Source organism: Ferdinandcohnia sp. Marseille-Q9671 (assembly GCF_976954385.1).
In genome coordinates, this window is sequence record NZ_CDRJTA010000003.1 from 261556 (window position 1) to 280845 (window position 19290).

At 37.5% G+C, this 19290-nt stretch carries 10 protein-coding genes; 7 read left to right on the forward strand and 3 right to left on the reverse strand.

Features of this window, described 5'->3' with window-relative positions; translation table 11 throughout:
- Window positions 1–206: 206 nt before the first annotated feature.
- The 3 genes from ACWNMY_RS14010 (at window position 207) to truA (ending at window position 7750) form a co-directional block, all read left to right on the forward strand.
- Complete coding sequence (locus tag ACWNMY_RS14010; RefSeq protein WP_449538883.1) at window positions 207–5543, forward strand: GH32 C-terminal domain-containing protein; 5337 nt, start codon at window positions 207–209, stop codon at window positions 5541–5543.
- Window positions 5544–6008: 465 nt separating this feature from the next.
- Window positions 6009–6770 (forward strand): Nif3-like dinuclear metal center hexameric protein, encoded by a 762-nt coding sequence (locus tag ACWNMY_RS14015; protein ID WP_449538884.1) that lies wholly within the window; start codon window positions 6009–6011, stop codon window positions 6768–6770.
- A 242-nt stretch (window positions 6771–7012) separates the two neighbouring features.
- Entirely contained in the window at window positions 7013–7750 is a 738-nt protein-coding gene (gene truA, locus ACWNMY_RS14020; protein WP_449538885.1) for a tRNA pseudouridine(38-40) synthase TruA, read from the forward strand.
- A gap of 344 nt (window positions 7751–8094) precedes the next feature.
- On the opposite strand, the gene ACWNMY_RS14025 is transcribed toward truA, so the two are convergent.
- A complete protein-coding gene (locus tag ACWNMY_RS14025; protein WP_449538886.1) occupies window positions 8095–9783 on the reverse strand; it encodes a M3 family oligoendopeptidase in 1689 nt (562 codons plus the stop codon).
- A gap of 452 nt (window positions 9784–10235) precedes the next feature.
- Between ACWNMY_RS14025 and nhaC the strand changes: the two genes are divergently transcribed.
- The 3 genes from nhaC to ACWNMY_RS14040 all read left to right on the forward strand — a co-directional run bounded on the left by nhaC (window position 10236) and on the right by ACWNMY_RS14040 (window position 13919).
- Window positions 10236–11657, forward strand: a complete 1422-nt coding sequence (nhaC, locus tag ACWNMY_RS14030; protein WP_449538887.1) for a Na+/H+ antiporter NhaC — start codon at window positions 10236–10238, stop codon at window positions 11655–11657.
- A complete protein-coding gene (locus ACWNMY_RS14035; RefSeq protein WP_449538888.1) occupies window positions 11657–12523 on the forward strand; it encodes an MBL fold metallo-hydrolase in 867 nt (288 codons plus the stop codon). The genes nhaC and ACWNMY_RS14035 overlap by 1 nt, the downstream gene beginning before the upstream one ends.
- A 487-nt stretch (window positions 12524–13010) precedes the next feature.
- The gene (locus ACWNMY_RS14040; protein ID WP_449538889.1) at window positions 13011–13919 is read left to right on the forward strand and encodes a Gfo/Idh/MocA family protein; all 909 of its coding nucleotides are present in this window, start codon (window positions 13011–13013) and stop codon (window positions 13917–13919) included.
- A 116-nt stretch (window positions 13920–14035) separates the two neighbouring features.
- On the opposite strand, the gene ACWNMY_RS14045 is transcribed toward ACWNMY_RS14040, so the two are convergent.
- On the reverse strand, window positions 14036–15427 hold the full coding sequence (locus tag ACWNMY_RS14045; RefSeq protein WP_449538890.1) for an amino acid permease: 1392 nt from the start codon (window positions 15425–15427) through the stop codon (window positions 14036–14038).
- Between the two features lie 615 nt (window positions 15428–16042).
- Between ACWNMY_RS14045 and speG the strand changes: the two genes are divergently transcribed.
- Window positions 16043–16558: a spermidine N1-acetyltransferase gene (speG, locus tag ACWNMY_RS14050; protein ID WP_449538891.1), complete on the forward strand. Its 516-nt coding sequence runs from the start codon at window positions 16043–16045 to the stop codon at window positions 16556–16558.
- A gap of 299 nt (window positions 16559–16857) precedes the next feature.
- Here the strand turns inward: speG and ACWNMY_RS14055 are convergent, their stop codons facing one another.
- Complete coding sequence (locus tag ACWNMY_RS14055; protein WP_449538892.1) at window positions 16858–19215, reverse strand: M14 family zinc carboxypeptidase; 2358 nt, start codon at window positions 19213–19215, stop codon at window positions 16858–16860.
- Between the last annotated feature and the right edge of the window lie 75 nt (window positions 19216–19290).

The window sequence follows — 19290 nt, forward strand, 5'->3', positions numbered from 1 at the left end:
GATTTTTTGTTGTAAGTTTCATAAAACCTATTAAGCTACAAAAAAAGTAACCAATGAGAGTAGATGAGGTATTAACGGAGTCAAGATTACCCTATTTTTTGTACATAAGGTAATAATCAATTACGTCAGGTTACTTATTATTGTTTACGCTTACATCTAAGAGCTAGTGAAGGTGATGCAAAGTTATATGAAAAGGAGCTTGAGAGATGAAAGATAAAAGGAATAATAGAATATGGAGTTTACTGATTATTGTCTCAATCCTAATTACAATGATACCGCAGCAAATAAACATTGTAACAGAAGCAGCTGAAAATAGTGAAAGTAATTCATATCGACCAGGATATCATTTTTCTCCTGAAAAGAATTGGATGAATGACCCAAACGGTATGGTGTACTATGACGGGGAATATCACCTTTTTTATCAGCATAATCCAACTGACATTACATGGGGTCCGATGTATTGGGGACATGCTGTTAGTAAGGATTTGGTGAATTGGGAGCACCTTCCGATTGCTCTATATCCAGACGAGCTAGGGTTTATGTGGTCAGGTAGTGTAGTTGTTGACTGGAGTAATACCTCTGGCTTTGGAGATGGCTCCAAACCACCAATGGTTGCGATGTTCACGCAAGAAAAGGGTGGAGAACAAGTACAAAGTTTAGCTTATAGTAATGACAAAGGGCGTTCATGGAAAACTTATGATGGGAATCCTGTAATACCTATGCTTGAAGGAGGCGATGTGTTTAGAGACCCAAAGGTCTTTTGGCACGAAGACACAAACAAGTGGATTATGGTTATATCTGCGGGTAATCATATTAAAATCTATCAATCTGACAATCTAAAAGACTGGAACCATGTGAGTGATTTTGGAAGTGATCAAGGCTCACATGCTGGTACATGGGAGTGTCCAGATTTATTTGAACTGGAAGTAGATGGAGATCCGAACAAAAAGAAATGGGTTCTTGCTGTAAGTATTAGTGAGGGTGCCCCTGCTGGTGGATCAGGGATGCAATATTTTGTTGGCGATTTTGATGGTACTACCTTTACGAACGAAAACGCACCAGACGAAGTTCTATGGGCTGATTACGGAAGTGATTTCTATGCGGCGGTTACATGGAGTGATGTGTCTGATCATGATGGGCGAAGAATATGGATGGGGTGGATGAATAATTGGCTATATGGTCAAGGCCTCCCAACGTCTGAATTTAGAGGGGCTATGAGTTTGCCAAGAGAATTGTCCCTTACTAGTTCGTCTGACAATACCATTCGTCTCGTTCAAAAGCCAGTTAGTGAATTTGAAAGTTTAAGAGAAAATAAAAAAACCTGGGCAAATGAAATAATCGATACTGAAAACAGTTTATTATCAGATGTAAATGGGAAACAATTCGAGATTAGAGCAGAATTCGATCTTACATCCTCAAATGCTACCGAGTTTGGTTTTGTTGTAAGAAAAGGCGAAGAAGCAGAAACAATAGTTGGATATAACAAGACGGATCAGCAGCTGTTTGTTGACCGTTCAACGTCTGGTGAAGTTGGTTTCCATGAAAAATTTGCGGCAAAACATGCTGCTCCATATTCTTCAACACATGAGACAGTAAAAATGAAACTATTTATTGATAGCGCTTCTATTGAAGTGTTTGGAAAAGATGGAGAAGTTGTATTAACTGATCAGATTTTCCCGACAGAAAATGATATGGCTCTCGATATTTATTCAAAAGATGGAGAAGTAACCTTAAAATCTTTAGAAATCTATGAAGTGAAAAGCGCACAGTTTACATCAAATAAGGGGGTCATAAATGTTGATCCTACTACTCTTCCGGAGGAGATTGAAAACCCTGACTTTGAGACGGGAGATTTAACTGGCTGGACAGAAGTAGGTTCTGCGTTTAATAACCCTGTTTCCGATGTAACGAGTTTTTGGGGAGGTCCGTTTAATCAGCAAGGAACTTATCATGTCTGGGGATTTGCCGGAGCGAAGGAAGATGCAAACTCAGATTTTCGAACAGGTGAAATGGTGTCAAGTGTATTCAAGTTAGGAGGCAACGGGATGATTGATTTCCTTGTTGCTGGGGGTGAAGATCTTAATAATCTATATGTAGCACTTGTAAGAGCTTCTGATGGAAAGGAGTTATTTAAAGCAACAGGTGCTAATACTGAGGCCTACCGAAGGGTCAAGTGGGATGCTTCAGAATATATTCGTGAAGCATTGTATTTAAAGATAGTTGACCGGCATAGTGGTGGTTTTGGCCATATTAATGTTGATGACTTCCAAGTTTTTAACAATGAACCTATTTTAACGGATGATATTGAAAATCCTGATTTTGAAACAGGAGATTTAACAGGCTGGACTGTTGTTGAAGGTGATGCTTTTTCAAACGAAAATGTGACAAATGCAAAAGATTGGGGTTGGGGAGGTCCTTTTAATCAGACGAACCAATACCATCTTTGGGGAGCAAAAGCCAGTGATGATAAAATTGGGGTTCTTAAATCCAAACACTTTATTTTATCAGGGAACGGTGAAATAAGCTTCTTAATTGGCGGGGGCAATAATATCGAAACCTTATATGTCGCATTAGTAAGAGCATCTGATGATCAGGAATTAATGAAAGCGACAAATAAGAACTTTACTGATAGTGAGGCTTACTCAAGAGTAAGCTGGGATGCAGCTAGTTATGTGGGAGAAGAGGTCTATCTCAAAATTGTTGATAAAGCAACAGGAGGATGGGGACATATCAATGTTGATGATTTCCAAGTGAAAACACAAGGCGTAATTGCCCACTGGCCTTTTGATGAAAGTAAAGCTGCAAAGGCACTAGATAAAGTAAGTGGTATTGAGGATTCAGTAGAATATGTGTTCAATGATGCAAAGTATAAACCATCAACAGATCCATTATGGAAACAGGGTATTTCCAATAATGCATTATTATTTGATGGATATTCCACTTGGATTTCTCGTAAGGCAGAGGATATTATCAAGCCTTCTAGTGCGTTAACAATTGAGGCTTGGGTAGCTCCAAGATCCTACGAGTGGGGAGATTTAGGCCAATTATCTGCTATTGTGAACCAGCATAATCGTTCCTCGAATGAAGGATATATTCTAGGAATGGGTAAACATGGAAAGTGGTCCTTCCAAACAAGTGTTGACGGTGATTGGAGAGAGGTTTGGGCAGATGAGTCTAAACCATTAGAAAAAGATAAATGGTCATACGTTGTAGCTACATTTAGTCAGACAGAGAAAAAAATGAAACTTTATCTAAATGGAGAGAAAGTTGGTGAAGCGTCAACACCAAATGGAGTTTTAACACCATCAGCGCAGGATTTAATTATTGGGAAACATAATTCTGCTGCTGTCATTAATGGTACGTTTACAGCAAATATGTTTAATGGTTTAATTGATGAATTAAAGATTCATAATCAAGCAATTAGTGAGAAAGAAATTCAAGAGAACTATCAGACGGTGATTCAAACGTTTGAAGATGGTAAGTTGCCAGCTCCTGATATGAAATTGGATCGAAGCAGATATGATGGGGATCGCTACAGACCTCAATATCACTTGATTTCACCAGAACATTGGATGAATGAGCCTCATGGACCGATGTATTATAACGGAAAATATCATATATTTTATCAGCATAATCCACAAGGACCATATTGGCATCAAATTCACTGGGGACATTTAGTCAGTGATGATATGGTTCATTGGGAAGATGCGCCGGTCGCATTAGCTCCAACAGGAAATTCTGTATCACCTGATGGAGTCTGGTCAGGAGATTCAACAATAGATGCTGACGGAAATCCAGTTCTTCTCTTTACAGCAGGAGATGATTCGAAATTTCCAAATCAAATGACAGGGCTTGCGACAAGTAATAATCCGGAAGATCCATTATTAAAGGAATGGACGATGCATGAAGAAGCAGTTACTGTTCAAGCACCTAATCTTCCTGCCGAGCAAGGAGAAGTGTGGTATGGACAATTCCGCGATCCATTTGTTTGGAAGGATGGCGATACATGGTATCAGTTAGTAGGTTCAGGTATTAAGGGTGTTGGTGGGACAGCATTACTGTATACATCTAAAGATTTATATGAATGGAAATATGAAAAACCTTTATTTGTTGGAGATGTTAAAAAACATCCGAAAACAGGAGATGTTTGGGAGTTGCCTGTGTTTTTACCAGTAGGTGAGGATAAAGAAGGGAATCAAAAGTACGCCTTCTTCATTAACCCTTGGTTTGAGAGCTATAGTCCACATAATGTGAAATATGTGTGGTATTGGACTGGAACGTGGGATAAGGAAAAATTAGAATTTGTACCGGATTATGAAGATCCAAGACAATTTGATTATGGTGAGCATTTTACTGGCCCAAGTGGAATGGTTGATGAAAGTGGTCGTTCAATTCTGTTTAGTATTGCTCAAGACAGAAGAACCGAGCAACAGCACTATGATGCCGGATGGGCGCATAATGGTGGATTACCTCTTGAACTATCATTATCTCAGAACGGTGAGCTAGCGATTGAACCAATCAAAGAGCTTCAGTCGTTAAGACAAAAAGAACTATTATCAATTAAAAATGATAAATTTGAGAAAGCGAATGAGCAATTAAAGAAAATTAAAGGTGACATGCTTGAAGTACAGCTTGAAATTGATTTAAAAAAGGATGATCAAGTGGGATTAAAGCTTAGAAAAAGCTCAAATGGTAAAGAAGAAACACTATTATTCTATGATGCTATGAACGAAAAACTAAATGTTGATCGATCAAAATCCAGTCTGGATCCAGATATCCCTAAAGGTATTCAGGGAGGGGAATTAAAGCTTAATGGTGATAACTTGAAGCTTCACATCTATCTAGACCGTTCAATGATTGAAGCTTATGCAAATGGGAAGAAGAGTATTACCACTCGCGTTTACCCAACACTTGAGGATGCATTAGGATTAGAGTTATGGAGTAGTCATGGAAAAGCTAAGGTAAAATCGATGAAAATTTGGGAGTTGGGTTCTGCTTATGGAAATACCGTTCCATCGTACTGGTCGCCGGTAGAGGAAGTACCAGCACATGGTGAATTAACAAATCATGATTTCCAATCTGGAGATCTAACAGGTTGGAAAGTGATTGAAGGAACGACTTTCAGTGATAAGCATATAACAAGTGCAAATGACTGGGGCTGGGGTGGCCCATTCAATCAAGCCAATGACCGAGTAGATCCTAACCGATACCATTTATGGGGATTCAATGGTGAGCAAGGCGGAGATGCAGCGACTGGTATAGTAAAATCTGAAGATTTCAAGCTCGGAGGATTAGGTAAAATAGACTTTTTAATTGGTGGTGGACAAAATATTAATAAACTTTATGTAGCTTTAGTACGAAAGTCAGACGGGAAAGAACTATTAAAAGCCACCGGACATAATGATGAAGCCTATCGAAGAGTGAGATGGGATGCATCCGATTTTCTGGGAGAAGAATTATTCATCAAGGTTGTTGATAAAGAAACTGGAGGATGGGGGCATCTTAATATAGATGATGTTAATGTGCCAGTGGCATTAGACTGATAGATATATATAGTAACTATTGGAATTAGGGCATGTCTACGAATGTCTGCCCTATAGGGATATTGCTTAAGACCAAATCGAAGATATGATTTGGTCTTTTAGATTTATTTGATAAACAAGCATATCTTTAGATTAAGAAATATATTAGATAAAGCTTAGCTATCAATACTTCTAGAATCCGAATTAGGAACCAGGGATTTAGGGACCTTAATATACAACAATGTATCAATGTGTTCAGCCGGTTTTAGTAGATTATTGAATTGTGACTTATATTCCCCCAGACTAAAAGGTTCGGGGGGATTTTGCTTTAGGGGATCTAACTTTTACACATAACAAAGAAGTTTCATGAAGGAATATATGGTTGTGTTAAGATGGGGAAGAGATAATAGTTTATAAAATACGGATTACAACCAGGGCAATGATGAGAATTGTAGGCGAAACTAATGAAACGGAGGAGGTACGTATATGGATGTTTCATATGTTGTGGAATGTATTAATGGTCTTTTTACTATAACAAACAAGGATGTCTATTCTAGTGAATCTGGGATTACATACCAAGCAGATAAAAAAGTTAAAAAAATTGGATACTGCGTAAACCTAACGCTTGAAACGATAGAGGAAGCAAGACTTCATGGAGTAGATATGATGGTGACACACCATGATGCTTGGGATGAGATATATGGATTAAGAGAGGCGTGCATAGAAAAACTAGCAGAGTATGGTATTAGTCACTATTATAATCACTTGCCACTCGATGACTGTAGCTTTGGAACAAATGATAGTTTATTAAAAGAATTAGATTTAGCAATTGTGAAAAGAACCCACGCATGGGAAGGGTTATATTTTGGTAGAGTCGCAGAGTATGATGAGGAAGTTGAGTTTAATGAATTAGTAAAAAAATTTGAGAATCTACTTGAAGAACCAGTTAGACATTGGCAGTTTAACAACAAAAGGGTAAAGCGAGTGGGCGTAGTCTGTGGTAATGGAGCTCCAACAGCTTGCCTAAAGGAAGCAGTTGAAAATAACTGTGATGTATACATTACAGGTGAATGTAATTTGTATACAATTCAATTTGCTGAGTTTAAAGGGATAAACCTTATCGTTGGGAGTCATACTTTTACAGAATTCTTAGGAATTCAAAGCCTTGCATTGAAATTGAAAGAGAATATAAAAGAGCTTGAAGTAGTGAGACTTAATGAAGAGCATTATGAAGCGAATATAAAATAAATTTCAATATTGGAATTGAAGTTTTATGGTTGAAGAGGTAGGTGGCGACTCCAGTAGGGAATAGCTTGCATTAGAAACGTCGGGATGAAATCATCAACAAGGTTTTAACAAGGCCATAATAAGAAATAATAACAAGAGTATAGAGACGTATTAATAGACTGTACTATTAAATAATAGACACAATGATGATTTATCGGCACGGTAGATATCAAAGCAAAAAGTGAACTTACAAGGAGTATACAATGAACAATTATAAATTAACCATTCAGTATGATGGTGGCCGTTACAAGGGTTGGCAACGACTCGGTAATAGTGACAATACGATTCAAGGGAAAATTGAAAATGTATTAACAGAGTTGGCAGGAGAAAAGATTGAAATCATTGGATCTGGACGAACGGATGCAGGTGTACATGCTCTTGCCCAAATCGCTAATTTTAGGATGAGTAAAAATGCAACCGAAGACGAAGTTCAGCAGTATTTAAATAGATATCTTCCAAATGATATTAGCGTTGTAGATGTTACATTAACTCATGATCGTTTTCATGCACGTTATAATGCAAAAGATAAAACCTATTTGTATAAGATTTGGAACGAGCAGTATTCACATCCCTTCATGCGAAAGTACAGTATGCATGTGGAGGAAAAGCTTGATATCGAAAAAATGAAAGTAGCATCACACTATTTTTTAGGTAAGCACGACTTTACTTCCTATTCGAACGCAAAGTCGAAGAAAAAATCTATGGTGCGTGAAATATACTCACTCGAGATAAATGAAAATGAGAGCTTTATTGAAATCAGAGTGCGAGGCAATGGCTTCCTTTACAATATGGTGAGAAAAATTGTAGGAACATTAATTGAAGTTGGATTAGGAGAAAAAGATGCCGCTGCAATACCAAGTATTCTCGAATCGAAAGAAAGAATTCAAACAGGTCGTATGGCGGATGCTGAGGGGCTGTATTTGGAGAAGGTTGGTTTTTAAACACAACGAAGTTATAATCACGAGCACCCCGTGTGTTGCCACATTCACTCTGGACATCAAAAATTTGGATCAAAAAAATACTAGCAACATTAAGCAAAAGAGTTCAATGGTGAACTCTTTTTGTGTTTGAAAATTGTATTACATGATTACTCCACTTTTAACAGTCAGGTCGAGTAGCTACCTGAAAATGACGTTGTAGACTTAAATTGTTCAACAAAGAATTTTCCCGTAATCTTTTAAATGTAAAGCAAAAGGTACAACTAGAATTGAACTAGTTGTACCTTTTTCGAGGGAAAACTTCCGATTGTCCTCTACTAAGAAATGTCCCCGTGTGCTCCCACTTTTTAATGAATGTCTTGAATGACTTTTTCTAGGAATTCACCCATTCTCTTAACGGCTGGCTCTGAAAAATCAAAGCTAACCCCAGTTTCTTTGTAGATATCTGCAATGGATTGGTTGTAGTCCGCGCTTGCGCCTTTTTTAAAGGACTCCACTGCTTTCACTGGGTCTTTTTGATAATTTTCAAGTAATTGAAGAGCTCCAAGCATGGAGATGGAGTACTCAATATTATAGAAAGGAACTTGGAAATAATGAAGGGTGCCTGCCCAGCTCATCCCAATTTCTTTCTCTAGGCCAGTAGTATCGACAGGGTTTAGGCCATAACGTTTTGAGATTTCAAAGTATTTTTCATCGCGCTCTTTGGCTGTATGGTTTGGATTCGTATACATCCAATGCTGGAAGAGATCCCCTGATAGTGGGCCGAATAACATAGTAAATGCCCGTCTTAACTCTTCACGCTGTGCACTCTTGAAATCTTCTTCTTCTGGATAAAAACGATCCAGCTTATCCAATAGAAGCAATTCCATCCCATGAGAATAGAGTTCAGCAACTTCCATTCGGTGTTGGTAGTCTTCAATAGGACCGTGCTCGGCAAACTCGAGGTATCCATTCACCGCATGGCCCATCTCATGAATTAATGCGATTAGAGAGAAAAAGGATGGACTAAAGTTCGCAAATACAAACGTATCTCCTGAAACAGCTAGGGACGTACAGAAACCACCCGGGCTTTTTCCTTTCCGATCTCCAAGATCTAGTAACCCATTTTCTCTCATGTAATCGAAACGATCTGCAAAATATGGGTCAGTTTTCCCTAACATCTCAGAAACGCCATCCATAAGAGTGGACACCTCGGAGTAAGGAGGATTTTTCATCAATTTAGCAGTGTTATCCCAAGGACGATAGGTATCGACACCTAGCTTAGACTTAAATACGTCTGCGAGTCGGTTCCATGCTGGGATAATATGCTTCTCTACATTTTCATGGAAATCATAACAATCTTGGACACTGTACTCACGGTTTTTGACCACAAACATATAATCACGGTAGTTCTCAAATCCTGCATTTAATGCGATTTGATGGCGAAGTTGAACAAGTTCGTCCATGATGGCGTCCATATCGGACTTAATTTGACGATAAGCTGATCCCATTGCGTAATAAGCTTTCTCTCTTACAGCTCTATCTAGATTATCGAGTTGAGATTGGATAAATGGAAAAGGCTTTTGCTCTCCTTCCCATTCGACTGTTAACCCTCCGATAATTTCACTATACTTTGTATTGAGTTCTTGTTCTCTAACCATCAATGGAATATTTTCTTCTCTAAACAGTTTTACTTTGGATTCGCGAACACGTCTCATTAAGCCATAACGTTTTTCATCTAATTGATGTATGTAAGGAGACTCACAAACTTTTTCATTTAGTTTAGCTTCGTATTTCATTAATAGTGGTTGGACGACTTGCTGATCGTGAAGATACGTCGCCTTGATTTCTGCATCCTCTGTGTTTCGGTAGAAGTCGACTTGGTGACCTGTCATTGCCTCGTCGATTTTAATCAGTAAATTCTTTTCATCTTTTAACCACTTTTCAAGGTCAGAAACGGATTCAATTGGTACTTCAAGTAAACTTTGAATCTGAGATTCTACACCGTCTACATCCTGCAAATCAATTAATTCTTTATAATATTTATTTTGTGTCATGGATAACTCCCCTTTAGCATTTAAATAATTTTAATTATCCCAATAATTATATTATAGATTTCTAGATATTAATTCTAGCTTTTTTGAAAATATCAACAACGCATGCTTTAATGGGAGATGATAGAATCTGCTTTTTTAAAAGGTTAAAGCATTATAAATCGAGTGCAAACTCACTATTCACCCATGGTTGCAACAGACACAAGGGCAGGAGGAGTGTGAGCGACACTCATTTTTAAAGAGGCACTAAACCACATTGGGAGATGTCTTTTTGCGTTTTTTCATAACTACATTCAACACTTCCATACCATGATCATTTGACTAATTAAATAAAATAAATTATGATTATCGAATAATAATTACTTAAAAGCGTAAAAGCTTTAAAGTGCTAAAGTACTTTAGGTAATCTCCTAAACTAATAAAAAGTTGATTTTATATGATTGGTGGGAAAAAAGGTGAAAACAAATCTTCCAATTTGGAAATCAGTTATTCCATTATTTGGCTTAATCATTGCTGCGGCTTGTTCGATTTTTATATGGGAAGCAGGAATGAACTTTCCATTAATAATTGGGGTTATTTTAGCTTCTATTGTCGCCATTAGTTGCGGATGGAGCTGGAATGATGTACAACAGATGATGGTAAATGGAGTAACAAGGGCTTTGCCAGCGGTGTTTATTTTATTGGTAATCGGTACGATTATAGGGTCATGGATTGCTAGTGGTGTCATTCCAACCATGATTTATTATGGGATTTCAATACTTGATCCGTCCTGGTTTGTTCCAATTGTTGCTCTTATTACGGGTATTGTTTCTATTACTCTAGGAACCTCCTTTACCTCCATCGCTACTGTAGGACTAGCATTCATGGCAATTGGTGAGGGTTTAGGATTTCCACCAGCTCTCGTCGCGGGAGCAGTCATATCAGGTGCGTATTTAGGGGATAAACTTTCTCCATTATCAGATACAACTAATGTTGCTGCAGCGCTGGTTGACACGGATTTATTTAGTCACATTAAACACATGCTTTGGGACACGATTCCCGCATTTTTATTATCACTTGTCTTATTTTGGATATTTGGTAGTTTTGAGGTAGCTAATAGCACGAGTATTGGTTCTGAAGCAATTGAAACAATCATGTTTGGCTTAGATGATGCTTTTGTAATTCACCCATTGTTATTATTACTACCGGTATTCACCATCTATTTGATGCTAAAGCGTGTTCCTGCATTACCAGCATTAATGGGTGTTGGCTTATTAGGTTCAGTTATAGCTGTTATGGTTCAAGGAAACTCGGTAAGTTCAGTTGTTCAATTTATGACGAGTGGTTTTAAAATCTCAACCGGAATTGGTGAAATTGATTCTTTATTAAATCGCGGTGGACTTGCTTCGATGCTTGGAACCGTTGGAATGCTAATGATCGCTACCGCCCTCGGTGGTATTCTAGAAGAAACGGGAACATTTGAAGTATTAACAGGTAAAATGATGAAGAAAGTGAAAACTACTGGAGCGCTTATCGGTTCTACACTTTTATCAACATTTGTTGTTGCTTTAGCAAGCGGTGCTCAGTTTTTGGCAATTATACTACCCGCAAGAACCTTCGTTCAAAAGTATAAAAATATGAATATTGATACTAAAAATCTTTCTAGAACAGTCGAGTCAATGGGGACTGTCGGTATTAATCTTATCCCTTGGAGTGTTCCTGCCGTATTCGCATCGAGCATTTTGGGAGTCAGTGCGTGGGAGTTTATTCCATATGCGTTCTTTATTTATCTTGTACCGTTAGTAAATCTACTGTTTGGATTCACTGGATGGACGATTGCTAGAAAGGATTACAGCCAAGAAAAAGAACTGCAGCATGTAGAAAGGGAAGTTGTATAGTGAGTGAGGTTATATTAAGTGTGGTTGGAACTGCCCAAGATGGTGGTTTGCCACAAGCAAATTGTTTTTGTGAAAATTGTAAAAGAGCATTAGAGGACTCGAAGTTTAAAAGAACTGCCGCATCCTTGGCAATTATTTTACCAGAAGAGAATAAATGGCATTTAATTGAAGCTACTCCTGATCTTCGAGAACAAATGGCACGATTGCAAATGAGATATGGAATGGAATCAAAGCTGATGAGCAGTATTTTTCTATCGCATGCACATATCGGTCATTATCCAGGTTTGATGTTCTTAGGGAAAGAAGCGGTTAATTCTCGTCTATTACCAGTAATGGCAGGGGCAAAAATGAAAAAACTACTTGAAAATGATGCACCATGGAGCCAGTTGACTGCACTTGAAAACATCATTGTTCAAGAAATCAAAGATAGACAACCTGTTAGTGTTTCTACGGAAGTAACTGTAACTCCATTAATTGTTCCGCATCGGAATGAGTTTTCAGAGACTTTTGCTTTTTGGATAAAAGGTCCGAATAAAAAGGTTTTATTTATTCCTGATATTGATCGTTGGGATGAATGGGACATCGATATTCGTGAAGTGGCGAAAGAGGCGGATATTTGTTTTCTTGATGGCACGTTTTATTCTCAACAGGATCTAGCAAACATTGGGCGAGATTATCGGCAGGTCCCCCATCCACTAATAACAGAGACGATGGATCTACTTCAAGATTTAGTAGGGGAAACTAAAATTTATTTTACACACCTTAACCATTCAAACCCGGTATTGCAAAGAGAGGGTTCATTAAGAAAGCAAATCGAAACAAAAGGGTTCTTCATTGCAGACGAAGAGATGGAATTTAGAATATAACAATAATGAGATGTTCAAGAAGAAGAATTTCTTTTTGAACATCTTTTTCTATTTAATAAAAATGGTGAACTGTTTCATAGTAATGTATATCAAATTTCGTAATTCTTATTAGATAAAAACTACTACACAAATTCTTCTGCATTCATATTCAAACCACGTCGAGACAGTTGCACAATTGGTGAATATAATATTCAAAATTTTAAAGTCAAAAGACCGTGAATTTGCAAAATACTATTATACGAAATCACGTCTTATTTATTATAAATAGTTCTAATCATATGGATTATCGGAACTCAAAGAGTGGGGATGGGGAGAATGATATTATCTCTATTAGCTATAAATATCATTCAGTTACTTTCCATAGCAGTTGATTTCATTATGTCTCCAGCTTTCTTAAATAGTGTAAACTTGTTTATACTATTATTAGTGTAAGTATTTTTTTTTTCGTCACTGTGAAAGGCGACGTTGAACGAAGAGGGGATTTATAGTGAAGATTGGGGTTATTGGACTTGGAGACATTGCACAAAAAGCGTATCTTCCAGTTTATAGCGGATTAAAGGAGATTGAGTTTCACTTTTACACAAGAAATCAAGAAAAGTTACGAACAATTACCAGTCAATATCGGTTTGAACATATACACTCTGACCTCCAGTCCATGGTTGATAGTGGGATTACGGGAGCATTTGTCCATTCGGCGACATCCTCTCATGAAGAAATTGTTGAGTGGCTACTTCATCATGGAATCCATGTGTTTGTCGACAAACCTATTACGGACAATTATGAAGGTGCGAATAGACTTGTCAAACTTGCGGAGGAACGTGGACTTATTCTTATGACCGGATTTAACCGCAGGTTTGCCCCTTCCTATGTAAGTTTGAAGGAAGTTTCTAATCCAAATATGGTTGTAGTCCAGAAAAACCGCAAAAATCTTCCTGGGGAGCCGAGGACGTTTATTTTTGACGACTTTATCCATGTAGTGGATACGATGAGATATTTATTTCCACACCCGGTTGAGGATATGCTCGTGAATGGCCGTATGGAAAATGGATCCTTATACCACGTTGTGATTCAATTTATTTCGAAAGGTGGCACTGCAATCGGCATCATGAATAGGGACAACGGGACCACCGAGGAAATTGCCCAAGTTATGGGTCCGTTGGAGAAGCGGACGGTCACGAATGTATCCAACTTACTCATTTCGAAAGACTTAGAAAATAGTGAGGTTCGGAGTAGTGATTGGGAGTCAACCTTGTATAAAAGAGGGTTTGAGCAAATGGTTACAGATTTTATACGCGCTGTCAGCACAAATTCAGAACCAAAAATCTCAACTCGGGATGCATTGGAAACCCATGAAATTTGCGAAGAAATCCTCACGAAACTAGCGGAACAGAAGTAAAAGGATACATGAATAGAAAATGAATGTTGATGAGACTCCATGTTTTCTCATTCTTAACTAAAAAAGTGAGCTTACAAGGTCATCTGTATGACAACGTAAGCTCACTTTTACATTTCTTACTCTTTATTCATGAGACTATGCTTTTTACCATAAGCAAAATAGAAGAATAGTCCAAATATAAACCAAACACCGCATGAAACCCACGTAAAAACAGATAGCTGAGTAATTAAAAATAAACATAATAAGAATGAACAAATCGGTAAGATTGGAAAGAATGGAACTTTAAAACCATCGGATGGTATACTTTTATTTTTTCTTAAGTAAATTACTCCGATTGAAACGATGGTAAATGCAAGTAATGTTCCCATATTTACTAGTTCTGCCAGTTTAGATAACGGAACGAAGCCGGCACAAAAAGCTACACATGTTGCAAATATCCAAGTGTTTTTAACAGGTGTTTTCTTTTTTTCACTAAGTTCATACATACTTTTCGGCAGCAATCCATCACGGCCAAACGCGTAAAGAAGTCTAGTTCCACCATATGACATAACAAGTATAACAGTCATCATTCCAACAACAGCACCAAGTGAAATAACGCCAGCCACCCAATCTTGATTAACGATCTGCATCACGTAGCTAACTGGATCACTTACATTTAGCTCTGTGTAGGAAACCATCCCAGTCAAAACCAGGGAAACTGCTCCATAAAGTATTGTACATATAAGTAAAGAGCCAATAATTCCTATTGGCATATTCCGTTGTGGATTCTTTACCTCTTCAGCAGCTGACGAAACAGCATCGAATCCAAGATAAGCGAAGAAAACAAGGGCTGCCCCACTTATTACGCCTTGCACTCCGAAGGGCATTAATGGTTGCCAATTAGCGGGCTCAACATAGAAAATACCTACTCCAATGAATAAGAGAATAACACCTACTTTAATAAATACCATAATCATATTAATTTTCGTCGATTCTCTTATTCCGAGCGTTAACAAATAAGCAGTGGCAAATATAATAGCTATAGCCGGTATGTTTACATATGTTCCATCTGCTGGATTAAAAGAACCAGAAATGGCCTTTGGAAGCGTGATAGAAAAACCTTCTAACAAGGCACTTAAATAAGCAGACCAACCTGTTGCAACAGCCGCAACTGCTAATCCATATTCTAAAAGTAAAGCCCAGCCAACTAACCAAGCGATTAATTCTCCAAATACAATATATACATACGTATATGCACTACCCGTTACTGGAATGGATGAAGAAAATTCTGAATAACACATCCCTGCCAGTGCACAGACAATTGCAGCTAGAATAAAAGAAAAAACGATAGCTGGTCCTGAGTGTGCCGCAGCTACTGTTCCTGGAAGTATGAAAATACCCGTTCCAATAATAGCACCTACTCCAAGCAACATTAGGTCAAAGGCTCCTAGAGTTCGTGGTAGCTGTTTTTCTCCTTTGTTTAAAAGTAACTCTGCGAGATTCTTTTTTCTGAATAATATATCTTTCATGCTGTAACCTCATCCTTTTGAAAATATGTAAAAATTCTATATGTTTATGAATGATAGGTCAACCGTTTTTGTCGAATTACCAATATCTTTGTCGAAAAACAGTATGCTTACACCTAGACTTTGGGAAAGAGACAAGGGTGATAAATGAACCTAGTTTTTGAGGCAACTCTACTACAGCAATTTGTTTGCGATCACCACTCAAGCCACGTTAAGGCGTTTTAGAAATCCAACAAAGTTGTAAGATCCTTTTCCACAACTTATCCACATTGGAAATAAATGCTGTATAAAAAGTTGGGGGAAAAGCTAGTTATCCCCGTCATATCAACAATTGTGAAATTAGGTATTTATTTCTTTTGAAGATATGCTCGTGAACAGCTATATGGAAAATGGAACCTTAACCTTCGATTTTTTTTATAGTTATTAGAAAACCTGACCAGCACTAAAGCTACATAATGCAATCAAGCATTTGGATATTTATCTATGGTTTGTAAAGAATATCCTTATAGTGATTGTTTTCATTTGCTGTTTTACTTTCTTTATAAAGGATTAAAATGGTTTTATAAAACCATCAAAAGGGAAAATCCATTGAATGCGGTATTCGGAGGATGAAAAGTAGTGAAGGATGTAAGGTTAAGGCCATTAGAGAGAGTTGACTTAGGATTTGTTCATAAGTTAAATATTAATGCAAACATCATGTCCTATTGGTTTGAGGAGCCATATGAGTCATTCGTTGAATTGCAGGATTTATATGATAAACATATTCATGATCAGGGTGAAAGAAGATTTATTGTAGAAAAAGGCACTGAAATGGTGGGGTTAGTTGAATTAGTAGAAATTGATTATATTCATCGGAGAGTTGAATTTCAAATTATAATAGATCCGAATCATCAAGGACATGGATATGCGAAGTCTGCAACATATCTCGCAATGGACTATGCGTTTTCTGTATTAAATTTGTATAAATTATATTTAATCGTTGATAAAACGAATGAAAAGGCGATTCATATTTATAAAAAACTTGGTTTTCAGTTTGAAGGAGAATTAATTGATGAGTTTTTTGTTGACGGTGAATATCATAATGCAATAAGAATGTGTATGTTCCAGCATCAATATTTTAGTAGGGATTCTTGAGACTGTACAAGAAAGACGTAATAAAAAAATACTAATTTTTGTATCCCACAACTTATTTACCTCAGACTTTCCATTCATTTGTTTAGTAAATAACAGGTAATCATGGTGGTGTCTATATTCGCTATAGCATTGGTATCCGCTTCAAGTAATATAAAAAGGCAAAGGCAACACCCAAAGGGTTAGTTGCCTTCTTTCATAATATCTGAGAGTTAACACATACTGTACCTTACCATTAATCGATAAAAAGTAAAAAGGAATTACCGAATGTCATAATAGGGAAATCAAGGTTTATTAATATCCTATTCGTTAAAAATTGTGTTTGATAGTAATCTAAATAGGTAATCGGTGTGATTTCTAAATCCAGCTTCTAATCCGATTAATGTTACGGCAGCGTCTTTTTCGGTTACAATGACCGCTTGACCTCTTGCAGGCTGCCTATTTTTCCAATGACCAGAAACAAAGAAATCTTCTCCTTGGTCAAAGGTGGCAAAGACTTCGGTTTCTTCAGTATTGGAGTACCAAACCGGTCCATATATGAATCCGATATCGTCTTGACTATAACCTGCTGTAACTCCTTTTCCAGTGTAATCAATTTGGACGATACCATTAGAGCTCGAAGATCCAGTGTTCACTTCCACATCTGTTAGCCCTAAGGACTTGGCAACTTTTGATGCACCAGATCCTATAGCGATGTACTGTCCTTTTTGCTCAATAAACTCATCCACATTCTGCTTAAATTTGTTGTATTCTTCTTCGTTTGAGAGTCCAAACTCTTTGTTTGCCGTGCTAAGATTGTAGGATACTAGATTAGCAGAACCACTGTAAATAAATGTATCATATCCCGATAAGCCATTGTTCGCTACATCACTTGGATGTAATTCGGTTACTGAAAAACCAAGGCGTTCAAGGGCAAGTTTCGTACCTGAATGTGACTGAACCTTTCCAAGTCCCCCATCTTTTAAAATAGCAATTTTCTTTTCAGTTATGCTTCTTACCTGTTTTGGAATTGAAGTTGTAACAAGATCAAGACCTGAAGCTTTTACAGCTTTTATAAGGTCAGATGTTTTCTTTTCAACATAAAAGTTCCCTTCCTCATCCTTCAACACCTGGATGTTTGATTGAAGTAACTGATTTACGAGAGAAACAGCATTGATAGAGGTATTTGGAATTTTATAAGGACCATTACCATTAAGTGATCCTTTTAATTTAATCTCTTTAACTTTATCGATTTTTACATTTGGGAATGATGTTGATTCAATCACTTCAAATCCCCACAGTTCTGGAAGACCCCAAGAAGATATGTCATACATGGCTCCGATGTCATTGGTAATATCCTGTCCATCCCAAAGGAATGCGTTAGCAACTGCAGCCTTCGCTTGCCTGCCTGATAGTAAGTAAGTACCTTTTTCATAACGAATACCGTCCGAATCGAAAGCTTCCTTTGCTTGCGTTACTTCAACATCATTCTTAATCAAGTGCCGAACAGCCTTTTCAGTAACGGTTGGGTCTTCCTTCTTTACAGGTAATATATATGCTTCAGGATATTTTCCTTCTTCATAATTAGGATGTTGATTAGTAACACCTCTCTGATAAACTTCTATTTGATCCTCCAGCATGTCATATTTATGATCTACAGCAAATTTAAGAGCCCCTGTTACTGCATCAACTTGCCACTTTACACCATCTAAATCATTTGTTGGAGCTTCAAGGGTATAACCGTATCCCCCGTGAAGCATTGCATATGCTGGGGTATAGATTGGCGGATAAACATCCCATCCTTGACTTGAGTCTCTTAAAGGAATATGTGTCCCTTCCATTGTTTTATAAAGCTCAGTTTCATATGAATCTTTTTGACTTACCAGTTCAGATTCCATTGCTTCTGCTTGTTGATTCATCCAATTATATAAAAGATCAAATTCGTAATTGGGATTGTGCGGTGGTGTACCAGGCAGGATCAAACCTGGATGTTTTGCGACGCCTCTTTGTTTCACATAACCATGAAGATCTAACAGAACCAAAGGATTTAGCTTTGTAATTTGCTTAACTACAGCTTGTGTTTCAGGTTGAGACTGAGTAATAAAATCACGGTTGAGGTCAATTCCCTCTCCATTAAAACGAGTTGCTTCGATACGACCATCTGGATTAGCATTCACATTGACAATTAACGTAAAGTTGTTGAGTATTTCTAGTGTCTCCGAGTCATTTTCAAATCCAAATCGCTCAATTAATCTTAGTGCAGCATCTGTTCCAACAAATTCACTTCCATGGATAGATGCGTGTATAAGAATTGGAGGTTTCACGTCTGGATTTTTTGATAACCAACGCTGTGCTTGATCGGGATCTTCACTCATTAGTTTTCGTAAGGTTTTATAAGAGTTATTTTTAGCTTGATTCGTAATCGTTACTGTATATAGATCTTTTCCAGTAGAGGATTTTCCAGTCACCTCAAGACTAATTCTATTACTCCTTTTGTCAAAGTCCTCGAGCTGTTTTTGAATAGTATCGAATATGACATAATCATATTGTTCTGAGTTGAAAAGACTGTGCTTTCGCTCAGATGAGTTAGTCTCCTCAGTCCCGGTTGCCAATACATCAGTAGGCAGTGTTGTCCCAATTAATGCAACACTAAGTAACATAGGTAATACAACTTTTTTCATTTCTCCCACTCCTTTTAAGATATAACAAGTAACCCAATTTAAAACAAAATAAAAGCCTCTTTCAAAGAGAAAGAG

What these genes read in the sequence shown, in the direction of transcription:
- ACWNMY_RS14045 (WP_449538890.1), bottom strand. Translation starts at nt 15,427, where the DNA reads ATGAAAGATATATTATTCAGAAAAAAGAATCTCGCAGAGTTACTTTTA.
- ACWNMY_RS14015 (WP_449538884.1), top strand. Translation starts at nt 6,009, where the DNA reads ATGGATGTTTCATATGTTGTGGAATGTATTAATGGTCTTTTTACTATA.
- ACWNMY_RS14025 (WP_449538886.1), bottom strand. Translation starts at nt 9,783, where the DNA reads ATGACACAAAATAAATATTATAAAGAATTAATTGATTTGCAGGATGTA.
- ACWNMY_RS14010 (WP_449538883.1), top strand. Translation starts at nt 207, where the DNA reads ATGAAAGATAAAAGGAATAATAGAATATGGAGTTTACTGATTATTGTC.
- truA (WP_449538885.1), top strand. Translation starts at nt 7,013, where the DNA reads ATGAACAATTATAAATTAACCATTCAGTATGATGGTGGCCGTTACAAG.
- ACWNMY_RS14055 (WP_449538892.1), bottom strand. Translation starts at nt 19,215, where the DNA reads ATGAAAAAAGTTGTATTACCTATGTTACTTAGTGTTGCATTAATTGGG.